Here is a 23,555-nt window from a genome sequence, read left to right as displayed (position 1 = left end):
TGCCGCGGCATCTGACGTGCCGCGTGCGCAGGTTGACGGCGCGTTACGGGATCAGAGATTCACGCACCAGGGAGTCGCGGGTGATCTCGCTGATGGACTTGGCACCGGTCAGTACCATCGCCACGCGCATTTCCTTTTCGAACAGTTCGAGCAGGTGCTTTACGCCTGCTTCGCCGTGGGTGGCGAGGGCGTAGATGAAGGCGCGACCGATCAGGACGGCGTCGGCGCCCAGCGCGATCATGCGCACCACGTCCAGCCCGCTGCGGATGCCCGAATCGGCGAGGATCTTTATTTCGCCTTTCACGGCATCGGCAATGGCGGGCAAGGCGCGGGCACTGGACAGCACGCCGTCGAGTTGGCGACCGCCGTGGTTGGACACGACGATGCCGTCCGCGCCGAATTTCACAGCGTCGCGCGCGTCATCGGCATCGAGGATGCCTTTGATCAGCATCGGGCCGTCCCAGAAGTCGCGAATCCACTCCAAATCTTTCCACGAAATGGACGGGTCGAAGTTGGCGCCCAGCCAGGCGATGTAATCCGTGAGGCCCGTCGGGTTGCCCCGGTAGGCGGAGATGTTGCCCAGATCGTGCGGGCGGCCGTTGACGCCCACGTCCCAGGCCCATTGTGGGTGGGTCATGGCTTGCAGGACGCGGCGGGTCGGGCCGCTGGCACCGCTCATCCCAGAGTGCAGGTCACGATACCGAGCGCCGGGCACGGGCATGTCGACGGTGAACACCAGGGTCTTGACCCCGCCTGCCTTGGCCCGCTCGAGGGCGTTGCGCATGAAGCCGCGATCCTTGAGCACGTACAACTGGAACCACATCGGGCGGTCGATGGCGGGTGCGACTTCTTCGATGGGGCACACCGACACGGTGGACAAGGTGAATGGGATGCCTTTGGCCGCCGCCGCCCGTGCCGCTTGCACCTCGCCACGGCGGGCGTACATGCCGCACAGGCCGACCGGCGCGAGCGCCACCGGCATGCTCAGGGTTTCGTTGAACAGCGTGGTGTGCAGGCTCAGTTCAGACATGTTCTTGAGTACCCGCTGACGCAGCGCGATCCCCGCGAGGTCTGACACGTTGTGCCGCAGGGTGTGTTCGGCGTACGCACCGCCGTCGGCGTAATGAAAGAGAAAGGGCGGCAGCTTGCGTTGCGCTGCAGCGCGGTAGTCGGTAGAGGCAGAAATGATCATGAGGACTCGCTGCTATAGGGAAAAAGCCGATTGAGGCGAGCAGGCGCCGGGCGCATTTGCTTGCGCCCGGGCCTCTCTCGTCAGTGAACCAGCATGCCGGTGAACCAGTACGCCTGGGCATAGGTGATGCAGCCGACGATGGCGGCGAAGAAAATGCTGTGCTTGAGGGTGAAGCGGAACAGGTCCGATTCCTTGCCGACCAGGCCGGTGGCCGCACAAGCGACTGCAATCGATTGTGGCGAAATCATCTTCCCGGTCACGCCGCCGCTGGAGTTGGCGGCCACCATCAGCACGTCGCTTACCCCGACCTGATGCGCGGTCGTCGCCTGCAGCGAGCCGAACAGGGCGTTGGACGAGGTGTCCGACCCGGTCAGAAACACTCCCAGCCACCCCAGGAAAGGCGAGAAGAACGGGAACGCAGCGCCGGTGCCGGCCAGTACGAGGGCCAGCGTGGTGGACATGCCTGAGTAGTTCATGACGAAAGCGAACGCCAGCACCATGCCGATGGACACGATCGCCCAGCGCAGTTCGATCAAGGTTTCCTTGAAAGTGGTCAGACCAGTTCTAACGCCAATCCGCAGCACGATCATCGCCAGAATGGCCGAGATCAAAATGGCGCTGCCCGATGCCGCGAGCAGGTCGAACTTGTAGACCGCAGGCATTGCCGTGGGGTTGGCGACGATGGGAGCGGCTTTCATCACCAGTTGATCCAGGTGGGGGACCGGGAAACTCTTGGTGAGCGCCTGGAGCGCACCGCCCGCAGCGAACAATGCTTTGAAAGGCTTGAGCGTCCAGATGGTCACGACCACGGTGAGGATCAGAAAGGGCGACCAGGCCTTGATGATGGTGCCGGTGGAGTAGGGGGATTTTTGCGTCGTGCGTGGTTGGCCGAAGCCGCCCGGTCCGCCGCCCATCACCACGGCACCGCCGCCTGCGCTGGCGACTTGCACGTCGCTGGCGCGCGCCGGTTGCCAGACTTTCAGGAAGAACGTCAAAGCCACGAGACTGACCAATGCAGAGGTGATGTCCGGCAGTTCAGGGCCGATGAAGTTGGAGGTCAGGTACTGGGTGATGGCGAAGCTGCCGCCTGCGATCAGGGCTGCTGGCCAGGTCTCTTTCACACCCTTCACACCGTCCATCATGAACATCAGCCAGAACGGTACGAACACCGACAGCACGGGTAACTGACGGCCCGCCATGGCGCCGATCTTGAATGCATCGATGCCCGACACCTGGCCCGCCACAATGATCGGGATGCCCAATGCGCCGAAGGCGACTGGCGCGGTGTTGGCGATCAGACAAAGCCCGGCGGCGTACAACGGGTTCAAGCCCAGGCCGACGAGCAACGCAGCCGTGATCGCCACTGGCGCGCCAAAACCGGCTGCACCCTCCAGAAAAGCGCCGAAGCAGAAACCGATCAGCAGCACCTGCAGGCGTTGGTCGTCGGTAATCGACATGACCGAGCTGCGGATGATCTCGAACTGGCCACTTTTGACGGTGAGTTTGTAGAGGAACACCGCCGCGACGATGATCCACGCGATTGGCCACAGGCCATAGAAGAAGCCATAGATGGCCGAGGCGATAGCCATGTCCGCTGGCATGTTGAAAGCGAAGATCGCGATCAGCACGGCAAGCAAGAGGGTAACGGTGCCCGCGACATGCCCTTTCAGCCGAAAGACGGCCAGCGCCACGAAGAAGAACACGATCGGAATGACTGCAACCAGCGCCGAAAGGCCCAGGCTGCCGAGGGGTGTGTAGAACTGTTGCCAGGTTTGCATGTAGGAGGCCCCTAATTGTTTTTGGTTAGGCCCGGTGTCCGTGTCGTACGTGCGCTGCTCTGCAAGCGACAACTGCTGGTCTGTCGTCCTGCCGATGCTGACGAACGAGTCGCACAGCCCACCAGCTCAAGCTTTCGCCGTCGCGAAGCGCTTGCAGTGCCCCGTGGGGATCGCCACTGGTCACCGGCATCGATAAATTGGTAATACCAATTTACAATGTCTTGGTGCTAGGTTAAGAGCCTTGGCATTGGCGTGTCAATTTATGGCTCTAGAACTTTTGTAGCAGTTATCTCGGTTTTTTCCTGAAACGTTGATTTCTCCTACATCTGCCGGATGAATGTCGGATGACAATCGGCGAGAATATGCGCCCCCGCTGTAGTGTGAGGCGTGGGCAGTAGGGGATGCGGAGTGATGGGGTATGGGCTTTGATCAGGTGCGTCAGCGCCGCTTGTCTGACGATATTGTCGAACAACTCGAACGAATGATTCTGGAAGGCACGCTACGCCCCGGTGGGCGGCTGCCGGCCGAGCGTGTCCTGGCTGAACAGTTTGGCGTGTCGCGCCCGTCGCTGCGCGAAGCCATTCAGAAACTGACGGCCAAGGGCCTGTTGGTCAGTCGCCAGGGTGGCGGCAACTACGTCGTCGAAAGCCTCGGCTCGACGTTCAGTGACCCGCTGCTGCATTTGCTCGAAAGCAGTTCCGAGGCCCAGCGCGACCTACTGGAGTTCCGTCACACCCTGGAAGCCTCCTGTGCTTACTACGCGGCGATGCGCGCCACGGATGTTGATCGCGTTCGTCTGCGCGAGGCATTCGATGCCCTACAGGATTGTTACAGCCGAGTCGACGAAGTGAGCCGTGCGGAAGAGGGCGCCGCCGATGCCAATTTTCACCTCGCGATTGCCGAGGCCAGCCATAACGCCGTTTTGCTGCACACCATTCGGGGGTTGTTCGACCTGCTCAAGCGCAATGTGGTGATCAACATCGGTGGCATGTACAAGCAGCGCGCGGAAACCCGCGACATGCTGATCAAGCAGCACCGCGAGCTGTACCTGGCAATCATCGAAGGGCGCGCTGAAGAGGCGAGGGAAGTGTCCAGCCGTCATCTGCTCTATGTGCAGGAAGTGCTGGAAGAAGTGCGTCAGCAGGTGCAGCGCACGGCGCGCGCGGAAAGGCGGAATGGGATTTAGAGCCCGACGCGCCTGTGGTGAAAGCGATTTTGTGCGAGCTCACAGACCCCGACAGGAGTCGGCGTCTGTAGAGCACGCTGATCGGATCAGTCTTCCTTGCCCTTGTTGCGCACCGCCCGCTGGAGTTCGCGATCGGAATCCCGCGCGCGCTCGGTGTCGCGCTTGTCGTATTCCTTCTTGCCCTTGCCCAGTGCGATTTCGCACTTGATCAGGTGCGCCTTCCAGTAAAGCGACAGCGCGACGGCGGTGTAGCCTTTTTGCGCGACCGAGGCATTGAGCCGATCGAGCTCGCGCTTATTGAGCAGCAGTTTACGGGTGCGTGTCGGGTCAGCGATGACGTGAGTGCTGGCGGTCGTGAGCGGCGTGATGTGGCTGCCCATCAGCCAGGCCTCGCCGTCCTTGAGCAGCACGTAACTGTCCACCAGCTGCACCTTGTTGGCACGCAGGCTTTTTACTTCCCAACCGGCCAGGACCAGACCGGCCTCGAACTTGTGTTCGATGAAGTAATCGTGTCGCGCCTTTTTGTTTTGCGCGATGGTCCCTGTGGGATGTTTCTTGAGCTTGGCCATAGGCGACGCATTATAGGGATCAACGGTGCTCTCGGCTATGGGGAGACGACGTGACCTGCGTGCTTGAGCGCGCAGGGTGAATCCCGGACAATGCGCGCTCTTTTTTGGGTGTTGGGCGTGTCAACGATGTCGAAGGACAAGGTTTCGGTTCACGGTAGTTGGGCAAGCCGCTGGGTGTTCATCCTGGCCGCCACAGGCTCGGCCGTGGGGTTGGGAAGCATCTGGAAATTTCCCTACATGGTCGGCGTCTACGGCGGCGGCGCCTTCGTGCTGGTGTTTTTGGCGTGCATCGCGCTGATCGGCATTCCCGTGATGATGGCTGAAACCCTGATCGGTCGTCGTGCCCGACAGAGCCCGGCCAACGCGTTGAAAGTGCTGGCGCATGAAGCCGGGCACTCCGGCAAATGGTCCTGGGGGGCCTTCGCCGGGATGATTACGGCTTTGCTGATCCTTTCCTTCTACAGCGTCGTGGGGGGGTGGTCGCTGGAGTACATCCTTGACGTCGGCAAGGGCAGTTTTCGGGAGGTCACCCCGGACAGCGTAGGCGGGTTCTTCGGTGAGATGATCGCCGACCCCTGGCGCATGGTGGGCTGGCACACGTTGTTCATGCTGCTCTCGGCAATCACCATCGCCAAGGGCGTGAACGCGGGGCTCGAACGCAGCCTGCGTATCCTGATGCCGCTGCTGTTCGTGCTGATGGTCATTCTGCTGGGTTACAGCCTGACCACCGGGCACTTCATGGAAGGCCTGCATTTCATGTTCGACTTCAAGCCGGAGAAAGTGATGGAAGGGCTGTTGCCGGCGATGGGGCATGCCTTCTTCTCGCTGAGCGTCGGTGTTGGCTCGATCATGATTTATGGTGCATACATGACCAAGGAGGCGTCGATCAGCGCCACCGTTGTCGGCGTTGCATTGCTGGATACCTTCGTTTCCCTTCTGGCAGGTTTGGCTCTGTTCCCGATCGTGTTCGCCGCAGGCCTCAACCCGAGCGAGGGGCCGGGGCTGATGTTCGTTACCTTGCCTTTCGCATTTGGTAACGTGGCGTTCGGCACGGTCATGGGCGTGGTGTTCTTCATTCTCGTGGCCGTTGCGGCCTGGAGTTCAGCGATCTCGCTGCTCGAGCCGATGGTTGCGTACCTGGTGGAGCGAACCAACGTCCGTCGCGGCTGGGTAACGTTTTGGCTGTCGTTCATCTGCTGGTTCGTGGGATTGGGGACGGTGTTCTCGTTCAACATCTGGAAGCAGGCCAAGTTTTTCGTGAACGAAGGTGGCGCCTTCCACCTCTATCAATGGGGCGCGACAGCGGGGCTGGATTTCTTCGGGGTGATCGATTTCTTCACGTCGAGGATCATGCTGCCGCTGGGCGGTTTGTGTTTTGTGATCTTCGCGGGTTGGGTGATGGGCCGTGAAGCGGTGCGCGACGAATTGTCGGTGCGCAGCCCGGTCCTTTTCGCTCTGACGTTCTTTTTGATGCGCTATGTGGCGCCGATCGGCATTCTGATTGTCTTTGCCGCTCAGCTTTGGAAATGACGCTGACATGACTACGCATATTCAACGTTCGGCCCTGCTGCCGTATCCGGCCAAGGCACTGTATGACCTGGTCAATGACGTGGCCCGGTATTCGGAATTCCTGCCTTGGTGTTCAGGGGCAGCAGTGCTCGAGCACAGTGAAACCAGCATGCGTGCACGGGTGGAAGTGGCCAAGGGCGGGCTGAGCCAGCACTTCATCACCCGCAACACGCTGACGCCGGGGCAGACCATCGAGATGAATCTCGAAGAAGGCCCTTTCAGCCAACTGCATGGCGTCTGGACATTCAAAGCCTTGAACGAAAAGGCCTGCAAGATCAGCCTTGATTTGTCGTTCGATTATTCCGGCTCGATCGTGCGCGCCACTTTGGGCCCGCTGTTCAACCAAGCGGCGAACACGTTGGTCGATGCGTTTTGCCAGCGAGCCAAAGAGCTGTATGGCTGAGCCTCTGATGCGCGTCGAGGTGGTGTATGCCACACCTGAGCATCAGACGCTATTGGCCGTCGATGTGCCTGTGGGTGCGACGGTATCGGCAGCGGTCGACGCTTCGGGTATCGCTCGAACAATCCCAGGGCTGGATATGACGCGCTGCACCTTGGGTGTATTCGGCAAAGTCATTGCCCATCCTCAGGAACGCATTCTCAACGCGGGCGATAGGGTGGAGATTTACCGACCCCTGCTCGCCGATCCCAAAGCCGTGCGTCGTCTCCGCGCCGAGAAAGCAGCCAAGGCGAAGCGGCAGGCGAAGTCGATTTAACTTTTACATGGGGTCGATTGAGCAGGCATGAAAAAGCCCGGGTATTCCGGGCTTTTTTCTACTCGCCACGCGGAGGCGGCAGGTGGAATTACTGCGGGTTGGTGTCCAGGGGTTCCTGAGAGGGAGCGGGGACGGTTTCGACTTTGTCGACGTCGTTCTGGATCTGCTCCAGCAGTGAGCCTGGCTTCGGTGGCTCTTCTTTCTGCGGCTGATCCCCTTTATTTTCGGGGGTGACAGTGGTATCGCTGCCTTTGCCGAGGATGGCTTCGTCACGGCTGACACCGGGTTTGAAGTCGCCAGAGAGGCTCACCAACTGGTCACTGCCGTTGAACATCAGGCTGATACGTTCCTGCTGACGCTCACCGCCACCGGGCTGGAGACTGTACAGATAGTCCCAGCGATTAGGGTGGAAGGTGTCGACCAACAGGGGGTTGCCCATGATAAACCTTACTTGCCGTCGGGTCATTCCGGGGCGTAACTGGTCTATCATGTCTTGCGTGACGACATTGCCCTGTTGGATGTCGATTTTATAAACCCCGGGGAATGAACAACCGGCGAGTGCGAGCAGTCCCACGAAGGTGAAACTGGTTAGCAAGAGCTTGGTGTTTTGCATCGGTGGGCGACTTCCACTATCTTGGCTGGCAACGTAAACCCCGATCATACCTGCATTAAGAGAAGCTGCGAAGCAGCGTCTGCGAGAAAGCTGACCATGGTTGAAAATAGCGAACTACGCAAAGCTGGACTTAAAGTGACCCTGCCAAGGGTCAAGATCCTTCAAATGCTCGATTCTGCAGAGCAGCGCCACATGAGCGCGGAGGACGTCTACAAGGCACTCATGGAGGCCAACGAAGACGTCGGTCTGGCGACGGTTTACCGTGTTTTGACTCAGTTCGAAGCAGCCGGGTTGGTGGTTCGCCACAACTTCGACGGCGGTCATGCCGTATTCGAACTGGCAGACGGAGGTCACCACGACCATATGGTCAACGTGGATTCCGGCGAAGTGATCGAGTTCTTTCACAAGGGCATTGAAGAGCTTCAAAAACAGATCGTGGCCGAACATGGCTTCGAACTGGTGGATCACAATCTCGTGCTCTACGTGCGCAAGAAAAAGGCGTAAGTCGTTTTCGAGACAAAACAAAGGCGGCCCTAGGGTCGCCTTTGTCGTTTCAGCGCGTCATTCCGCCAGAGGGCGGGTGGATATCAAGACTTCGTCGTCACGACCATCTTCTTGGCATGGGCCAGCGACTCTTTCGTCAGGTCGATGCCGCCCAGCATTCTCGCCACCTCTTCGACACGCTCGTTCTTGGTCAGCTTGGCGACTGCGGTGCGCGTCGCGTCGTTCTCGCGCACTTTGTGCACGAATAGATGTTGATGGCCTTGGGCAGCCACTTGGGGCAAGTGAGTGACGGTCATGACTTGGCCGCGCTCGCCCAGCCTGCGAAGCAGTTGACCGACGATTTCCGCCGTAGGGCCGCCAATGCCGACGTCGACTTCATCGAACACCAGTGTCGGCACGCGGGAGGTTTGTGCAGTGATCACCTGAATCGCCAGGCTGATGCGCGACAGCTCACCCCCTGATGCGACTTTGGCCAGTGCTTTGAGGGGCTGCCCGGGGTTGGCACTGACCAGCAGTTCGACGTGCTCGAGTCCGTGTGGAGAAAGCTCCTTGTCGGCGCTTTGGCGCAACTCGATGTTGAAACGACCACCTGGCATGCCCAGCCGTTGAATTTCCTGCTCCACCGCCAAGGCAAGGTCAGGGGCGGCGCGGTGCCGCAGGTCGCTCAGCTCCCGTGCTTTCTCCTGATAGTGGCGGGCGTAAGACCCCAGTTCGTGCTCGAGACGTTCGATGGCTTCGTCATTGGCGTTGAGCGTTTCGATCTCGTCCAGCAGCTTTTGATGCAGCGCGGGAACTTCCGTTGGCTGGACCCGGTGCTTGCGGGCGAGGGTATAAATGGTGTCGAGCCGTTCTTCCACCTGTTGCAGGCGTGCCGGATCGGCTTCGAAGCGATCAAGGAAGCGGTTGATTTCACCGACCGCTTCTTCGACCTGGATCTGCGCGCTGGAGAGCAGGTTGGTCGCTTCGTTCAGCGCATCGGGCGAGTTGTTGACGCTGGTCAGGCGATTGAGACTGGCGGTCAGTGCGTTCAGAGCATTGCCCGAATCACTTTCGCTGCACAGTTCGACCACCTGCCGGCAGATGCCCAGCAGGCTCTCGGCATTCGTGAGCGTGGTGTGCTCCTGTTCGAGGTATTCCAGCTCGTTTTCGCCCAGGCTCAAGCCTTCGAGTTCTTCGAGCTGGTAACTGAGCAGTTGATGCTTGGCGCGTTGCTCGTCACCGGAATTGGACAGACGCTCCAGCTCCTGGCGGGTCTGGCGCCAGCGCTGCGCAGCGAGGTGAACCTGGCGCGCCAGTTCGGTCGCGCCTGCGTATTCGTCCAGCAGGCGACGGTGGGTGTCGGTTTTCAGGAGCGACTGATGCTCGTGCTGGCTATGAATGTCGATCAGCAGCTCGCCCAGGGCTTTCAGGTCGCCTTGCGGGCAGGGCGTGCCATTGATGTAGGACCGGGATCGACCCTCGGCCGTGATCACTCGCCGCAGGATGCACGGGCCGTCATTTTCCAGGTCGCGTTCAGCGAGCCAACTGCGGGCTTCCGGAATATCGGCGATGTCGAACGTCGCGAGAATGTCGGCCTTGTCGGCGCCCGGCCTGACCACGCCGCTGTCGGCGCGATCGCCCAGCGTCAGGCCTAGCGCGTCGAGCATGATCGACTTGCCCGCACCGGTTTCTCCGGTAATCACGCTCATGCCTCGGTCCAGTTCCAGATCGAGGTGTTCAACGATGGCGTAGTTATGTATGGACAGGTGCACCAGCATGCGAGCGGCTCCCAAACGTGAGGTCTGGTTATTTATACAGTGTTTTGATTCGTGCTGACAATGCCCGGCCTCTGCTTGAAGCGGGCAGGTCGTCTGGAATTTCCAGCAGGCGCCCAAGGCGCCGTTGGCCGGAGAGTGGCGAACGGTCATGTCGGAATATTTGTGGGGTTATTCGTTCAATCCTGCACTTTCACCCCTTGAAGCCGTGGATTGCGGCCCCATATACCCGGGCAGAAGCGTGAGTTCAGCTCACGGAAGTGATCAGGAGGAGAGAACAATGGCTGACGAACAGAACCCGGATACGCAAGCCCAGGACCAGACTGCTGAAGCGGCGACTTCCGGAGAGGATTTGGCGACCCGCGTGCAAGTGCTGGAAGAGCAACTGGCCGCAGCAAAAGACCAGTCCCTGCGTGTTGCTGCGGATCTGCAAAACGTCCGCCGTCGCGCCGAACAGGACGTCGAGAAAGCACACAAATTCGCCCTGGAAAAATTCGCTGGCGACTTGCTGCCCATCGTCGACAGCCTCGAGCGCGGTCTGGAGTTGTCCAATCCGGACGACGAGAGCATCCGCCCGATGCGCGAAGGCATCGAGCTGACGTTGAAAATGTTCGGTGACACCCTCAAGCGTTACCACCTGGAAGCCATCGATCCGCATGGCCAGCCTTTCAACGCCGAGCACCACCAGGCCATGGCGATGCAGGAAAGCGCTGAGGTCGAGCCAAACAGCGTGCTCAAGGTGTTCCAGAAAGGTTATCAGCTCAACGGTCGTCTGCTTCGCCCAGCCATGGTCGTGGTCAGCAAGGCGCCGTCGCCCGTTGCGCCATCGATTGATGAGCAGGCTTGAAATCGGCTGAGCGGCCCCCATTACAAGGCCATGCATTCAAAGAATTACCGCAATTTGTAAATGCAGTTGCGGCAACCTAATTAAAGTTTCGGGAGAGTCAAACATGGGCAAGATTATCGGTATCGACCTGGGGACCACCAACTCCTGCGTCTCGGTGCTTGAGAACGGTGTCGCCAAGGTCATCGAAAACGCCGAAGGCGCGCGTACCACGCCGTCGATCATCGCGTACGCGAACGATGGGGAAATCCTGGTCGGTCAGTCCGCCAAGCGTCAGGCCGTCACCAACCCCCATAACACCCTGTACGCGGTGAAGCGTCTGATCGGTCGTCGTTTCGAAGAAAACGTCGTTCAGAAAGACATCGAGCTGGTGCCTTACAAAATCGTAAAAGCCGACAACGGTGACGCTTGGGTCGAGGCCAGCGGCAAGAAGATGGCGCCTCCGCAAATTTCTGCGGAAGTCCTGAAAAAAATGAAGAAGACCGCCGAAGACTACCTCGGCGAACCGGTGACTGAAGCGGTCATCACCGTTCCAGCCTACTTCAACGACAGTCAGCGCCAAGCGACCAAAGACGCTGGTCGTATCGCGGGTCTGGAGGTCAAGCGCATCATCAACGAACCCACCGCTGCGGCGCTGGCGTACGGTATGGACAAAGCCAAGGGCGACCACACCGTCATCGTCTATGACCTGGGTGGCGGTACCTTCGACGTCTCGGTTATCGAAATCGCTGAAGTGGATGGCGAGCACCAATTCGAAGTGTTGGCCACCAACGGCGACACCTTCCTGGGTGGTGAGGACTTCGACATTCGTCTGATCGATTACCTCGTCGACGAATTCAAGAAAGAAAGCGGCATGAACCTCAAAGGTGATCCGCTGGCCATGCAGCGTCTGAAAGAAGCGGCGGAAAAGGCCAAAATCGAGCTGTCCTCCAGCCAGCAGACCGATGTCAACCTGCCGTACATCACTGCAGATGCCACCGGTCCGAAGCACCTGAACGTGAAGATTTCCCGCGCCAAGCTGGAGTCGCTGGTAGAAGACCTGGTTCAGCGCACCATCGAGCCATGCCGTATCGCACTCAAAGACGCGGGCATCGACGTTGGTTCGATCAACGACGTGATCCTGGTCGGCGGTCAGACTCGTATGCCACTGGTTCAGAAAGCGGTCACCGACTTCTTTGGTAAGGAAGCTCGCAAGGACGTCAACCCTGACGAAGCGGTTGCGATGGGTGCTGCGATTCAAGGCGCCGTATTGGCTGGCGATGTCAAAGACGTTCTGCTGCTGGACGTCAGCCCGCTGACCCTGGGTATCGAAACCATGGGCGGCGTAATGACCCCGCTGATCGAGAAAAACACCACGATTCCGACCAAGAAATCGCAAGTGTTCTCGACTGCCGACGACAACCAGAGCGCGGTGACCATTCACGTGCTGCAAGGTGAGCGCAAGCAGGCGTCTTCCAACAAGTCGCTGGGCAAATTCGACCTGTCCGAGATTCCACCTGCGCCTCGCGGTGTGCCTCAGATCGAAGTGACTTTCGACATCGACGCCAACGGCATCCTGCACGTCGGCGCGAAAGACAAGGCCACCGGCAAGACTCAGTCGATCGTGATCAAGGCCAACTCCGGTCTGTCGGACGACGAAATTCAGCAGATGATTCGCGACGCTGAAGCGAACTCGGAAGAAGACCGCAAGTTCGAAGAGCTGGCCGCAGCCCGTAACCAGGGTGACGCGCTGGTTCACTCGACTCGCAAGATGGTCGCCGACGCGGGTGACAAGGTCTCTGCCGAAGAGAAGACTGCCATCGAAGCGGCTGTGGTTGCACTGGAAACCGCTGTGAAGGGCGACGACAAGGCGGCTATCGATGCCAAGGTCGAAGAGTTGTCGAAAGTCTCCGCTCCGGTCGCACAGAAAATGTACGCCGAGCAGGCTGAGAAGCCTGAAGCCGGTGCTCAGGCGGCTCAGGAAGAGCACAAGGCTGATGACGTCGTCGATGCCGAGTTCGAGGAAGTGAAAGATCAGAAGTAATGGGTGAAGTGAGAAGCCCTGAGAAAGCGCAGGCTCACTTGATCGCCGGTTGACCACTTTTGAGTGGTCGCTGGTAGGATGTCGCCGCGCGGGGGCTTGCTCCCGCGTTGGCGTGTCTGGAATCCGCAAAATTCTAAGGGGCGCGAATCATGTCGTGCGCCTTGTGGCTAAGCCGGTTTGCTCCTGCAGTCCGGTTTGTTCTGCCGTTTTACTCGGTCGATCAAAGGCCGTTGAACCAAGACCAGGATCGTTAATTGACGTGAGTTGGGTCCGGGCCTGAAAGGGGCTCAACGAGTTCGACACGCTCAGGAGCGTGGTGTCGGACGTCCTCAAGAGTGCAGAAAACTTATGTCAAAGCGTGACTATTACGAAGTATTGGGGGTGGAGCGAGGCTCCAGCGAGGCCGACCTGAAAAAGGCTTACCGCCGTCTCGCCATGAAATATCACCCTGACCGCAATCCGGGCGACAAGGCCGCGGAAGATGCGTTCAAGGAAGCCAACGAAGCTTATGAAGTACTGTCCGACGCCAGCAAGCGCGCAGCGTACGACCAGTACGGTCATGCGGCCATGGAACAAGGCATGGGCGGCGGCGGTGGTTTCGGTGGCGGGGCGAACTTCTCCGACATCTTTGGCGATGTCTTCAGTGACTTCTTCGGCGGCGGCCGTGGCGGTGGTGGTCGCGGCGGCGCTCAGCGTGGCAGCGATCTGCGTTACACACTGGAGCTGAATCTCGAAGAAGCGGTGCGTGGCACGACGGTCAGCATTCGTGTGCCGACGCTGGTCAATTGCAAACCCTGCGATGGCAGTGGCGCGAAGAAAGGGTCATCGCCTGTCACCTGTCCAACGTGCGGCGGTATTGGTCAGGTGCGGATGCAGCAGGGTTTCTTCTCCGTTCAGCAGACCTGCCCACGTTGCCACGGCAACGGCAAGATCATTTCCGACCCTTGCGACTCCTGCCACGGCCAGGGCCGGGTGGAAGAGTCCAAGACCCTGTCGGTCAAGGTTCCGCCGGGCGTCGATACCGGCGACCGCATTCGCTTGTCTGGTGAAGGTGAGGCGGGTGTTCAAGGCGGGCCGACGGGTGATTTGTATGTGGTCATCAACGTCCGTGAACACGACATCTTCCAACGCGATGGCAAGCATTTGTACTGCGAAGTACCGATCAGCTTCACGGATGCGGCCCTTGGAGGCGAACTCGAAGTGCCTACGCTGGATGGTCGGGTCAAACTGAAGATCCCGGAAGGCACCCAAACCGGCAAGCAGTTCCGGCTGCGTGGCAAGGGCGTCGCGCCCGTGCGGGGTGGTGGTGCAGGCGACTTGATGTGCCGTGTGGCGGTGGAAACGCCGGTCAACTTGAGCCGTCGCCAGCGTGAGTTGCTTGAAGAGCTGCGCTCTTCTCTCGAAGGTGACAGTTCGCACTCGCCGAAGGCCAGTGGCTGGTTCGAAGGCGTGAAGCGTTTCTTCGGCGACCTCTGAGGAGCATGGCATGCGACGTATTGCTGTAATGGGCGCTGCCGGGCGCATGGGCAAACATCTGGTCGAGGCGGTGCAGTTGCGCGCACCGCAGGCCGGTTTGACGGCTGCCATCGTTCGGCCTGGCAGTACGATGATCGGTGCCGACGCTGGCGAACTGGCGTCGCTCGGTCGGATTGGCGTGCAACTGACCGGCAGCCTTGAGCAGGTCGTCGATGAGTTCGACGTGCTGATCGATTTCACCTTGCCGGACGTGATGTTGAAAAACCTGGCTTTCTGCCGCAAGGCCGGCAAGGCCATGGTCATTGGCACGACGGGTTTGAGCGCAGAACAGAAACACACGCTGGTCGAAGCGGGGCGCGAGATTCCCATCGTCTTCGCCTCGAACTTCAGCGTGGGCGTGAACCTGTCGTTCAAGTTGCTGGATCTGGCGGCGAGGGTGATGGGGGAAGACGCCGACATTGAGATCATCGAGGCCCACCACCGCAACAAGGTCGATGCGCCGTCGGGAACGGCGGTCAGCATGGGCGAGGTGGTGGCCAATGCGTTGGGGCGTGACTTGAGCAAGGTCGCCGTTTATGGGCGCGAAGGTCACACCGGCGTCCGCGATCGCGAGACGATCGGGTTCGCGACCGTTCGGGGTGGTGACGTGGTGGGTGATCACACCGTGCTGTTCGCCGCCGAGGGCGAGCGGCTGGAGATTACCCACAAGGCCTCAAGCCGGATGACGTTCGCCAAGGGCGCCGTGCGCGCTGCGCTGTGGCTCGATGGCAAAGACGTGGGGCTGTACGACATGCAGGACGTGCTGGACTTGCATTGATCGCCCTTTGTTGATCGTTTGATCTCCCTTCCGCTGCAGGTGTGAAACAGGTTTTCCCTGGTATTGCACCTGCAGTGGTACACCGCTTCGCGATGGCCTGTCGCATTCCTCTGCCTTCAAGGCGTTTTAGCGGTGGATTAAAAAAGCCTTTTTCTGTAAGCTACAGCTTTAGTGTGTCCACTAAAAGCGCGCAGATAATTCGACGAAAAAAAGCGGGGTGACGTGTCAATACGTCATTCCGCTTTTTTACAACCTGCGATCGCCCTTTCAGGCTTTATTACGGGAGGTCTTCTTGACTAAGCCAGCCATACTCGCCCTTGCTGATGGCAGCATTTTTCGCGGCGAAGCCATTGGAGCCGACGGTCAGACCGTTGGTGAGGTGGTGTTCAACACCGCAATGACCGGCTATCAGGAAATCCTTACCGATCCTTCCTATGCCCAGCAAATCGTTACCTTGACCTACCCTCATATCGGCAACACCGGCACCACCCCGGAAGATGCCGAGTCGGACCGCGTGTGGTCCGCCGGTCTGGTGATTCGCGATCTGCCTCTGGTCGCGAGCAACTGGCGCAACAAAATGTCGCTGGCTGACTACCTGAAAGCCAACAACGTTGTCGCCATCGCAGGCATCGATACTCGACGTCTCACTCGCATCCTGCGCGAGAAAGGCGCCCAGGACGGCTGCATCATGGCCGGCGACAACATTTCCGAAGAAGCGGCCATCGCAGCAGCGCGTGGCTTCCCCGGCCTGAAAGGCATGGACCTGGCCAAGGTCGTCAGCACCAAGGAAAGCTACGAGTGGCGTTCCAGCGTTTGGAGCCTGCAGACCGACAGCCACCCTGACATCGCTGCCGCTGACCTGCCGTACAACGTCGTGGCGTACGACTACGGCGTCAAGACCAACATCCTGCGCATGCTGGTCGAGCGCGGCTGCCGCGTGACCGTGGTGCCTGCCCAGACCCCTGCTCGTGAAGTGTTGGCCCTCAACCCGGACGGCGTATTCCTGTCCAACGGCCCAGGCGATCCCGAGCCCTGCGACTACGCCATTCAAGCCATCAAGGATGTTCTGGAAACCGACATTCCGGTATTCGGTATCTGCCTGGGTCACCAACTGCTGGCCCTGGCCTCGGGTGCGAAAACCGTCAAGATGGGTCACGGCCACCACGGTGCCAACCACCCGGTTCAGGATATGGACACTGGTGTCGTCATGATCACCAGCCAGAACCACGGCTTTGCGGTCGACGAAGCCACCTTGCCGGGCAACGTCCGCGCGATTCACAAATCGCTGTTCGACGGCACCCTGCAAGGTATCGAGCGCACCGACAAGGACGCCTTCAGCTTCCAGGGTCACCCTGAAGCGAGCCCGGGCCCTAACGACGTCGCGCCGCTGTTTGATCGCTTTATCACAGCCATGGCCAAGCGCCGCTAAGCGGCTGACTTGCGACTGTAGCGAGCAGGTGGCTGCGGCAGGCCGGATTCATCCGACAGCCTGCCCGGCCACCTCAGAGAATGTTCAAGACGGCTTGCCGACTGACACAGGATTCGAGTGACAACCCATGCCAAAACGTACAGACATTAAAAGCATCCTGATTCTTGGTGCTGGCCCGATCGTGATCGGCCAGGCCTGTGAATTCGACTACTCCGGCGCTCAGGCCTGCAAGGCGCTGCGCGAGGAGGGTTACCGCGTCATTCTGGTGAACTCCAACCCAGCCACCATCATGACCGACCCGGCCATGGCCGACGCCACTTACATCGAGCCGATCAAGTGGGCGACCGTTGCCAAGATCATCGAGAAAGAGCGTCCAGACGCACTGCTGCCAACCATGGGCGGCCAGACTGCGTTGAACTGCGCACTGGATCTGGAACGCGAAGGCGTCCTGGAGAAGTTCGGCGTCGAAATGATCGGGGCCAACGCCGACACCATCGACAAGGCCGAAGACCGGTCCCGTTTCGACAAGGCCATGAAATCCATCGGTCTGGAATGCCCGCGCTCCGGTATCGCCCACAGCATGGAAGAGGCCAATGCGGTCCTCGAGAAGCTGGGCTTCCCATGCATCATTCGTCCGTCCTTCACCATGGGCGGCACCGGCGGCGGCATCGCCTACAACCGTGAAGAATTCGAAGAGATCTGCGCTCGCGGTCTGGATCTGTCGCCGACCAAGGAACTGCTGATCGACGAATCGCTGATCGGCTGGAAAGAATACGAAATGGAAGTTGTCCGTGACAAAAAGGACAACTGCATCATCGTCTGCTCCATCGAGAACTTCGACCCGATGGGCGTGCATACCGGTGACTCGATCACCGTCGCGCCTGCACAGACCTTGACCGACAAGGAATACCAGATCATGCGCAACGCCTCGCTGGCGGTGCTGCGTGAGATCGGCGTTGAAACCGGGGGTTCCAACGTCCAGTTCGGTATCTGCCCGGACACCGGCCGCATGGTTGTGATCGAGATGAACCCGCGGGTTTCCCGCTCATCGGCCCTGGCCTCCAAAGCCACCGGTTTCCCGATCGCCAAGATCGCTGCCAAGCTGGCCATCGGGTACACCCTCGACGAATTGCAGAACGACATCACTGGCGGCCGCACGCCAGCGTCCTTCGAGCCTTCCATCGACTACGTCGTGACCAAGCTGCCGCGCTTTGCCTTCGAGAAATTCCCGAAAGCCGACGCTCGCCTGACCACCCAGATGAAATCCGTGGGTGAAGTCATGGCCATCGGCCGCACGTTCCAGGAGTCGCTGCAGAAGGCTCTTCGCGGCCTGGAAGTGGGGGCTTGCGGTCTGGACCCTAAAGTCGATCTGGCCGGGCCTGAAGCCAACAGCATCCTCAAGCGCGAACTGACGGTGCCGGGTGCCGAGCGTATCTGGTACGTTGCCGACGCTTTCCGGGCGGGCATGACGCGCGACGAAATTTTCGCCCTGACCAACATTGATCACTGGTTCCTGATCCAGATCGAAGACCTGATCAAGGAAGAGGAGAAGGTCAAGACCCTGGCCCTGTCCTCCATCGACAAAGACCTGATGCTGCGCCTGAAGCGCAAGGGCTTCTCCGATCAGCGTCTGGCCAAGCTGCTGGGCATCACCGACAAGAACCTGCGTCGCCATCGCCACAAGCTGGAGGTGCTGCCGGTTTACAAGCGCGTCGACACGTGCGCAGCCGAGTTCGCCACCGACACCGCCTACCTGTACTCCACGTACGAGGAAGAGTGCGAGGCCAATCCGTCCACTCGCGACAAGATCATGATTCTGGGTGGCGGCCCGAACCGTATCGGGCAAGGTATCGAGTTCGACTACTGCTGTGTGCATGCCGCGCTGGCCCTGCGTGAAGACGGTTACGAGACCATCATGGTCAACTGCAACCCGGAAACCGTGTCCACCGACTATGACACCTCGGACCGTCTGTACTTCGAGCCGCTGACGCTGGAAGACGTGCTGGAAATCTGCCGTGTCGAGAAGCCGAAAGGTGTCATCGTGCACTACGGTGGCCAGACGCCTTTGAAGCTGGCACGTGCCCTGGAAGAGGCGGGCGTACCGATCATCGGCACCAGCCCCGATGCCATCGACCGTGCCGAAGACCGTGAACGCTTCCAGCAGATGGTTCAGCGCTTGAACCTGCTGCAGCCGCCGAACGCTACCGTGCGCAGCGAGGACGAAGCCATTCAGGCTGCCGGCGGCATCGGCTACCCACTGGTGGTGCGTCCGTCCTACGTTCTGGGTGGGCGCGCCATGGAGATCGTCTATGAACTGGACGAATTGAAGCGTTACCTGCGCGAAGCGGTGCAGGTTTCCAACGACAGCCCGGTGTTGCTCGATCACTTCCTCAACTGCGCCATCGAGATGGACGTCGATGCGGTTTGTGACGGTACCGACGTGGTCATCGGCGCGATCATGCAGCACATCGAGCAGGCGGGTGTTCACTCGGGTGACTCAGCGTGCTCGCTGCCGCCTTATTCGCTCAGCAAGGACGTGCAGGATCAAGTCCGTGAGCAGGTGCGCAAGATGGCGCTCGAGCTGGGCGTTGTGGGCCTGATGAACGTACAACTGGCACTGCAGGGCGACAAGATCTACGTGATCGAAGTTAACCCACGGGCTTCGCGTACCGTGCCTTTCGTTTCCAAGTGCATCGGCACTTCGCTGGCCATGATCGCTGCGCGCGTCATGGCGGGTAAGACCCTGAAAGAGTTGGGCTTCACTCAGGAAATCATCCCGAACTTCTACAGTGTCAAGGAAGCAGTATTCCCCTTCGCCAAATTCCCTGGCGTCGACCCGATCCTCGGCCCGGAAATGAAGTCGACCGGCGAAGTCATGGGGGTGGGTGATACATTTGGCGAGGCATTCGCCAAGGCGCAGATGGGTGCAAGCGAAGTGCTGCCGACCGGTGGCACCGCGTTCATCAGCGTCCGTGATGATGACAAGCAATTGGTTGCAGGCGTTGCCCGCGACTTGATCGAACTGGGCTTCGAAGTCGTGGCCACTGCAGGCACTGCACGCGTCATCGAGGCGGCCGGTCTGAAAGTTCGTCGTGTCAACAAGGTGACCGAGGGCCGTCCACACGTGGTCGACATGATCAAGAACGACGAGGTGTCGCTGATCATCAACACGACCGAAGGCCGTCAGTCCATTGCTGACTCTTATTCGATCCGCCGCAATGCGTTGCAGCACAAGATTTACTGCACGACCACCATCGCGGCCGGTGAAGCCATCTGCGAAGCGTTGAAATTCGGTCCGGAAAAAACCGTTCGTCGCTTGCAGGATCTGCACGCAGGACTTAACGCATGAGCATGACCAAATATCCAATGACCGTTCAGGGCGCCCGCGCCCTGGAAGAAGAGCTGAATCACCTGAGCAAGGTCGAGCGTCCGCGCTTGAGCCAGGCTATCGGTGAGGCGCGTGAGTTGGGCGACCTGAAGGAAAATGCCGAATACCATGCCGCTCGTGAAGAGCAGGGCATGGTCGAGGCGCGAATCCGGGATATTGAGGGGCGCTTGCAGAACTCCGTGGTGATCGACGTCACCACCATCGCGCACACCGGTAAGGTTATCTTCGGTACGACCGTCGATCTGGCGAACGTCGATACCGACGAGCAGGTGACCTACCAGATCGTGGGCGAAGATGAAGCCAATATCAAACTCGGCAAGATCTCGGTGAGTGCGCCGATTGCCCGGGCGATCATTGGCAAGGAAGAAGGCGATGTCGTTGCGATCAAGACCCCAAGCGGTCTGGTCGAGTACGAAATCGTGGAGGTCAAGCACATCTGACCTGCTGCCTCGGAAGCCGGGATTTCCGGCTTCCGATGACAAGCAGGTTACGCTCGGGGGCGCGAACTCGCGGCCTGAGCGTTGATGCCGTTATTTGTAACGGTGGATGTTGGAGAGTTGCTTGTTTGGCTGCGGGTTCTTGCGGTAAATCAACGCCATTTTGCCGATGGTCTGCACGAGTTCCGCACGGCCCAGCTTGCACAGTTCATCGATGACCGCGCGACGTTCGTCGCGGTCTTCCAGCTTGATCTGGACTTTGATCAGTTCATGATCCACGAGCGCGCGGTCAAGCTCGGCCAGTACGCCCTCGCTCAACCCATTGCCTGCCACCATCAAGACTGGCTTCAGGTCATGTCCGATGGATTTGTATTGTTTCTTCTGCTCGTTATTGAGCGGCATAATCTGACCCTTTTCGTCTGATTCTGTAAAATTGGCGGGCATTTTACCCGAGGGGCCGTGGCTCCGCCCAGTCAATCACGACCCTTATCATCGAGGTGCCCCGTGGCGCAGCGTTCCAAAAGTAGCCATAACTGGCTCAGAGAGCATTTCAACGACCCCTTCGTCAAACAGGCGCAAAAGGACGGCTACCGTTCGCGTGCGAGCTACAAACTGCTGGAAATCCAGGAAAAGGACCGCTTGATCCGTCCAGGGATGACGGTAGTCGATCTTGGTGCCGCCCCAGGAGGCTGGTCCCAGGTGACCAGTCGTCTGATTGGTGGGCAAGGGCGTTTGATCGCTTCCGACATCTTGGAAATGGACAGCATCCCTGATGTGACCTTTATCCAGGGGGATTTCACCGAGGACGATGTGTTCAAACAGATCCTCTCGGCTATCGGGAATACCGAAGTGGACCTTGTGATTTCGGATATGGCCCCCAATATGAGTGGAGTAAGCGCTGTGGATATGCCACGCGCCATGTTCCTGTGTGAGCTGGCGCTCGACCTGGCGGGTCGAGTATTGCGTCCGGGTGGTGATTTTTTGATCAAAATCTTCCAGGGGGAAGGTTTCGATGCCTACCACAAAGAAGTCCGGAAAATGTTCGACAAGGTGCAGATGCGCAAGCCCACGTCGTCCCGCGACCGTTCCCGCGAGCAATACCTGCTGGGACGGGGTTTCAAGGGCGGCTATGAAGTGCCGGGCGGTTTCGAGTAAAGGCAATAGCTTTTTTCAAATGGCTTTATTTACGAAGCGTAACGAACATCTTGTTGTCAAAGTTTCACAAAGGGTTACAGACGCCGCCTGCCACGCCTGTAGGTTCTGTAGTAAGTTAGGCCGGTGAATATCATGCGAGGCACGCTCCAGCCTGGCGCTTGCTTCAGAGGGTAGCTAATTGAACGATATGGCAAAGAATTTGATCCTGTGGTTGATCATCGCTGCAGTCCTCGTGACGGTGATGAACAACTTCTCCAGCCCGAACGAGCCGCAGACCCTCAACTATTCCGAGTTCATCCAGCAAGTGAAGGATGGCAAGGTCGAGAAAGTTGCCGTGGATGGTTACGTGATCACGGGCAAGCGCACCGATGGCGATTCCTTCAAAACCATCCGTCCAGCTATTCAGGACAACGGTTTGATCGGTGATCTGGTCGACAACAATGTCGTGATCGAAGGCAAGCAGCCTGAGCAGCAAAGCATTTGGACCCAGCTCCTCGTCGCCAGCTTCCCGATTCTGGTGATCATCGCCGTCTTCATGTTCTTCATGCGCCAGATGCAGGGCGGTGCGGGCGGCAAGGGCGGCCCGATGAGTTTCGGCAAGAGTAAGGCCCGTTTGCTATCGGAAGATCAGGTCAAGACCACGCTGGCGGATGTCGCAGGTTGCGATGAGGCCAAGGAAGAAGTCGGCGAGCTCGTCGAATTTCTCCGCGACCCGGGTAAATTCCAACGTCTCGGCGGCCGTATTCCGCGTGGCGTGTTGATGGTCGGCCCACCGGGCACCGGTAAGACCTTGCTTGCCAAAGCCATCGCGGGCGAAGCCAAAGTGCCGTTCTTCACGATTTCCGGTTCTGACTTCGTCGAGATGTTCGTCGGTGTGGGGGCCAGCCGTGTTCGCGATATGTTCGAGCAGGCGAAGAAGCATGCGCCTTGCATCATCTTCATCGACGAGATCGACGCCGTTGGTCGCCACCGCGGTGCCGGCATGGGCGGTGGTCACGACGAGCGCGAACAGACCCTCAACCAGTTACTGGTGGAGATGGACGGCTTCGAGATGAACGATGGCATCATCGTGATCGCCGCCACCAACCGTCCTGATGTCCTCGACCCCGCGTTGCTGAGGCCTGGCCGCTTCGACCGTCAGGTCGTCGTTGGATTGCCGGACATCAGAGGTCGCGAGCAAATTCTGAAGGTGCACATGCGCAAGGTGCCCATGGGTGATGATGTCAACGCGGCTGTCATTGCGCGTGGCACCCCAGGCTTTTCCGGTGCCGATTTGGCGAACCTGGTCAACGAAGCGTCGTTGTTCGCCGCTCGCGTTGGCAAACGCGTCGTCGAAATGAAAGAGTTCGAGTTGGCGAAAGACAAGATCATGATGGGCGCCGAGCGCAAGACCATGGTCATGTCCGAGAAGGAAAAACAGAACACTGCTTATCACGAGGCGGGGCACGCGATCGTTGGGCGCGTCGTGCCTGAGCATGATCCTGTCTACAAGGTGTCGATCATTCCGCGTGGTCGTGCACTGGGTGTAACGATGTTTCTCCCTGAAGAAGACCGTTACAGCCTGTCCAAGCGCGCGCTGATCAGTCAGATCTGCTCGCTGTACGGGGGGCGGATTGCAGAAGAAATGACGCTGGGCTTCGATGGGGTTACCACCGGTGCGTCGAACGACATCATGCGTGCAAGCCAGATCGCACGGAACATGGTGACCAAGTGGGGCCTTTCCGAGAAGCTGGGGCCATTGATGTATTCCGAAGAGGAAGACGGCGGCTATCTCGGGCGTGGCGGTGGTGGACAGAGCGCGAGCCTGTCGGCCGATACGGCGCGAATGATAGACTCCGAGGTGCGTAGCATCATCGATCACTGCTACGGAACGGCCAAGCAGATTCTCACGGACAACCGTGACAAGCTCGATGCCATGGCGGATGCGCTGATGAAGTACGAGACGATCGATGCCGAGCAGATTGACGACATCATGGCCGGGCGCACGCCGCGCGAGCCCCGTGACTGGTCCGGTGGAACCGGTAACTCCGGTACGCCTGCCGCGCCTGTTGGCCCTCGGCCGGAAACTCCCATCGGCGGTCCCGCTGCTGATCACTAAGGCCTGA

General features: G+C 59.4%; 20 protein-coding genes. 14 read left to right on the top strand and 6 right to left on the bottom strand.

All coding sequences use genetic code 11. The features are described 5' to 3' along the window. Nucleotides 1-43: 43 nt before the first annotated feature. Nucleotides 44-1,192 (bottom strand): FMN-dependent L-lactate dehydrogenase LldD, encoded by a 1,149-nt coding sequence (lldD, locus tag DBP26_RS15300; protein ID WP_108237924.1) that lies wholly within the window; start codon nt 1,190-1,192, stop codon nt 44-46. An 80-nt stretch (nt 1,193-1,272) separates the two neighbouring features. Continuing rightward, nucleotides 1,273-2,970 carry a lactate permease LctP family transporter gene (locus DBP26_RS15295; protein ID WP_108237925.1) on the bottom strand — a complete coding sequence of 566 codons (1,698 nt, stop codon included), beginning with the start codon at nt 2,968-2,970 and terminating at the stop codon, nt 1,273-1,275. 418 nt (nt 2,971-3,388) lie between these two features. Here DBP26_RS15295 and DBP26_RS15290 point away from each other — a divergent pair, with 418 nt between their 5' ends. After that, a complete protein-coding gene (locus DBP26_RS15290; protein WP_108237926.1) occupies nt 3,389-4,156 on the top strand; it encodes a GntR family transcriptional regulator in 768 nt (255 codons plus the stop codon). An 86-nt stretch (nt 4,157-4,242) separates the two neighbouring features. Here DBP26_RS15290 and smpB read toward each other — a convergent pair whose 3' ends face one another. Further along, a complete protein-coding gene (gene smpB, locus DBP26_RS15285; protein WP_108237927.1) occupies nt 4,243-4,725 on the bottom strand; it encodes an SsrA-binding protein SmpB in 483 nt (160 codons plus the stop codon). A 126-nt stretch (nt 4,726-4,851) separates the two neighbouring features. On the opposite strand from smpB, the gene DBP26_RS15280 reads away from it, so the two are divergent. From DBP26_RS15280 to DBP26_RS15270, 3 genes are read left to right on the top strand one after another with little or no spacing between them, the layout of a single operon-like run. Next, entirely contained in the window at nt 4,852-6,255 is a 1,404-nt protein-coding gene (locus tag DBP26_RS15280) for a sodium-dependent transporter (RefSeq protein WP_108237979.1), read from the top strand. A gap of 7 nt (nt 6,256-6,262) precedes the next feature. After that, the gene (locus DBP26_RS15275) at nt 6,263-6,697 is read left to right on the top strand and encodes a type II toxin-antitoxin system RatA family toxin (protein ID WP_108237928.1); all 435 of its coding nucleotides are present in this window, start codon (nt 6,263-6,265) and stop codon (nt 6,695-6,697) included. After that, complete coding sequence (locus DBP26_RS15270) at nt 6,690-7,010, top strand: RnfH family protein (protein WP_108237929.1); 321 nt, start codon at nt 6,690-6,692, stop codon at nt 7,008-7,010. Before DBP26_RS15275 ends, DBP26_RS15270 begins: the two co-directional genes overlap by 8 nt. A gap of 88 nt (nt 7,011-7,098) precedes the next feature. Here the strand turns inward: DBP26_RS15270 and DBP26_RS15265 are convergent, their stop codons facing one another. Continuing rightward, nucleotides 7,099-7,623, bottom strand: a complete 525-nt coding sequence (locus tag DBP26_RS15265) for an outer membrane protein assembly factor BamE (RefSeq protein WP_108237930.1) — start codon at nt 7,621-7,623, stop codon at nt 7,099-7,101. 96 nt (nt 7,624-7,719) lie between these two features. Between DBP26_RS15265 and fur the strand changes: the two genes are divergently transcribed. After that, entirely contained in the window at nt 7,720-8,127 is a 408-nt protein-coding gene (fur, locus tag DBP26_RS15260) for a ferric iron uptake transcriptional regulator (RefSeq protein WP_108237931.1), read from the top strand. Nucleotides 8,128-8,210: 83 nt separating this feature from the next. Here fur and recN read toward each other — a convergent pair whose 3' ends face one another. Continuing rightward, nucleotides 8,211-9,884 (bottom strand): DNA repair protein RecN, encoded by a 1,674-nt coding sequence (recN, locus tag DBP26_RS15255; RefSeq protein ID WP_108237932.1) that lies wholly within the window; start codon nt 9,882-9,884, stop codon nt 8,211-8,213. Nucleotides 9,885-10,032: 148 nt separating this feature from the next. Here recN and grpE point away from each other — a divergent pair, with 148 nt between their 5' ends. From grpE to greA, 7 genes are all read left to right on the top strand, one after another. Continuing rightward, nucleotides 10,033-10,728, top strand: a complete 696-nt coding sequence (gene grpE, locus DBP26_RS15250) for a nucleotide exchange factor GrpE (protein WP_256601388.1) — start codon at nt 10,033-10,035, stop codon at nt 10,726-10,728. A 103-nt stretch (nt 10,729-10,831) separates the two neighbouring features. After that, complete coding sequence (gene dnaK, locus DBP26_RS15245) at nt 10,832-12,748, top strand: molecular chaperone DnaK (RefSeq protein WP_108237934.1); 1,917 nt, start codon at nt 10,832-10,834, stop codon at nt 12,746-12,748. A 348-nt stretch (nt 12,749-13,096) separates the two neighbouring features. Further along, nucleotides 13,097-14,224 (top strand): molecular chaperone DnaJ, encoded by a 1,128-nt coding sequence (dnaJ, locus tag DBP26_RS15240; RefSeq protein WP_108237935.1) that lies wholly within the window; start codon nt 13,097-13,099, stop codon nt 14,222-14,224. A gap of 10 nt (nt 14,225-14,234) precedes the next feature. Beyond that, complete coding sequence (gene dapB / locus DBP26_RS15235) at nt 14,235-15,041, top strand: 4-hydroxy-tetrahydrodipicolinate reductase (protein ID WP_108237936.1); 807 nt, start codon at nt 14,235-14,237, stop codon at nt 15,039-15,041. Nucleotides 15,042-15,333: 292 nt separating this feature from the next. Continuing rightward, nucleotides 15,334-16,470, top strand: coding sequence for a glutamine-hydrolyzing carbamoyl-phosphate synthase small subunit (gene carA / locus DBP26_RS15230; RefSeq protein ID WP_108237937.1), 1,137 nt, complete (start codon nt 15,334-15,336; stop codon nt 16,468-16,470). A gap of 127 nt (nt 16,471-16,597) precedes the next feature. Continuing rightward, nucleotides 16,598-19,819, top strand: a complete 3,222-nt coding sequence (gene carB, locus DBP26_RS15225) for a carbamoyl-phosphate synthase large subunit (protein WP_108237938.1) — start codon at nt 16,598-16,600, stop codon at nt 19,817-19,819. A 2-nt stretch (nt 19,820-19,821) separates the two neighbouring features. Beyond that, nucleotides 19,822-20,298, top strand: coding sequence for a transcription elongation factor GreA (gene greA, locus DBP26_RS15220; RefSeq protein ID WP_108237980.1), 477 nt, complete (start codon nt 19,822-19,824; stop codon nt 20,296-20,298). Between the two features lie 90 nt (nt 20,299-20,388). On the opposite strand, the gene DBP26_RS15215 is transcribed toward greA, so the two are convergent. Continuing rightward, the gene (locus tag DBP26_RS15215) at nt 20,389-20,697 is read right to left on the bottom strand and encodes a YhbY family RNA-binding protein (protein WP_108237939.1); all 309 of its coding nucleotides are present in this window, start codon (nt 20,695-20,697) and stop codon (nt 20,389-20,391) included. A 102-nt stretch (nt 20,698-20,799) separates the two neighbouring features. On the opposite strand from DBP26_RS15215, the gene rlmE reads away from it, so the two are divergent. Both rlmE and ftsH read left to right on the top strand, forming a co-directional pair. Then, nucleotides 20,800-21,450 carry a 23S rRNA (uridine(2552)-2'-O)-methyltransferase RlmE gene (gene rlmE / locus DBP26_RS15210; RefSeq protein ID WP_108237940.1) on the top strand — a complete coding sequence of 217 codons (651 nt, stop codon included), beginning with the start codon at nt 20,800-20,802 and terminating at the stop codon, nt 21,448-21,450. Between the two features lie 187 nt (nt 21,451-21,637). Then, entirely contained in the window at nt 21,638-23,548 is a 1,911-nt protein-coding gene (gene ftsH / locus DBP26_RS15205; protein WP_108237941.1) for an ATP-dependent zinc metalloprotease FtsH, read from the top strand. The last annotated feature ends 7 nt before the right edge of the window (nt 23,549-23,555 follow it).

Origin of the sequence: Pseudomonas sp. RIT409, assembly GCF_003052515.2 — a bacterium.
Lineage (GTDB): Bacteria > Pseudomonadota > Gammaproteobacteria > Pseudomonadales > Pseudomonadaceae > Aquipseudomonas.
Note: the sequence above shows the minus strand (reverse complement) of the source record. Positions and strands in the feature narration are given on the sequence as shown.

Excerpts from the sequence above, each read along its gene's own strand:
- smpB (WP_108237927.1), bottom strand. The coding sequence starts at position 4,725 with ATGGCCAAGCTCAAGAAACATCCCACAGGGACCATCGCGCAAAACAAA.
- DBP26_RS15295 (WP_108237925.1), bottom strand. The coding sequence starts at position 2,970 with ATGCAAACCTGGCAACAGTTCTACACACCCCTCGGCAGCCTGGGCCTT.
- lldD (WP_108237924.1), bottom strand. The coding sequence starts at position 1,192 with ATGATCATTTCTGCCTCTACCGACTACCGCGCTGCAGCGCAACGCAAG.
- dapB (WP_108237936.1), top strand. The coding sequence starts at position 14,235 with ATGCGACGTATTGCTGTAATGGGCGCTGCCGGGCGCATGGGCAAACAT.
- fur (WP_108237931.1), top strand. The coding sequence starts at position 7,720 with ATGGTTGAAAATAGCGAACTACGCAAAGCTGGACTTAAAGTGACCCTG.
- DBP26_RS15280 (WP_108237979.1), top strand. The coding sequence starts at position 4,852 with ATGTCGAAGGACAAGGTTTCGGTTCACGGTAGTTGGGCAAGCCGCTGG.
- dnaJ (WP_108237935.1), top strand. The coding sequence starts at position 13,097 with ATGTCAAAGCGTGACTATTACGAAGTATTGGGGGTGGAGCGAGGCTCC.
- ftsH (WP_108237941.1), top strand. The coding sequence starts at position 21,638 with ATGGCAAAGAATTTGATCCTGTGGTTGATCATCGCTGCAGTCCTCGTG.
- DBP26_RS15275 (WP_108237928.1), top strand. The coding sequence starts at position 6,263 with ATGACTACGCATATTCAACGTTCGGCCCTGCTGCCGTATCCGGCCAAG.
- grpE (WP_256601388.1), top strand. The coding sequence starts at position 10,033 with ATGTCGGAATATTTGTGGGGTTATTCGTTCAATCCTGCACTTTCACCC.
- dnaK (WP_108237934.1), top strand. The coding sequence starts at position 10,832 with ATGGGCAAGATTATCGGTATCGACCTGGGGACCACCAACTCCTGCGTC.
- recN (WP_108237932.1), bottom strand. The coding sequence starts at position 9,884 with ATGCTGGTGCACCTGTCCATACATAACTACGCCATCGTTGAACACCTC.
- greA (WP_108237980.1), top strand. The coding sequence starts at position 19,822 with ATGACCAAATATCCAATGACCGTTCAGGGCGCCCGCGCCCTGGAAGAA.
- DBP26_RS15265 (WP_108237930.1), bottom strand. The coding sequence starts at position 7,623 with ATGCAAAACACCAAGCTCTTGCTAACCAGTTTCACCTTCGTGGGACTG.
- DBP26_RS15290 (WP_108237926.1), top strand. The coding sequence starts at position 3,389 with ATGGGCTTTGATCAGGTGCGTCAGCGCCGCTTGTCTGACGATATTGTC.
- DBP26_RS15215 (WP_108237939.1), bottom strand. The coding sequence starts at position 20,697 with ATGCCGCTCAATAACGAGCAGAAGAAACAATACAAATCCATCGGACAT.
- DBP26_RS15270 (WP_108237929.1), top strand. The coding sequence starts at position 6,690 with ATGGCTGAGCCTCTGATGCGCGTCGAGGTGGTGTATGCCACACCTGAG.
- carB (WP_108237938.1), top strand. The coding sequence starts at position 16,598 with ATGCCAAAACGTACAGACATTAAAAGCATCCTGATTCTTGGTGCTGGC.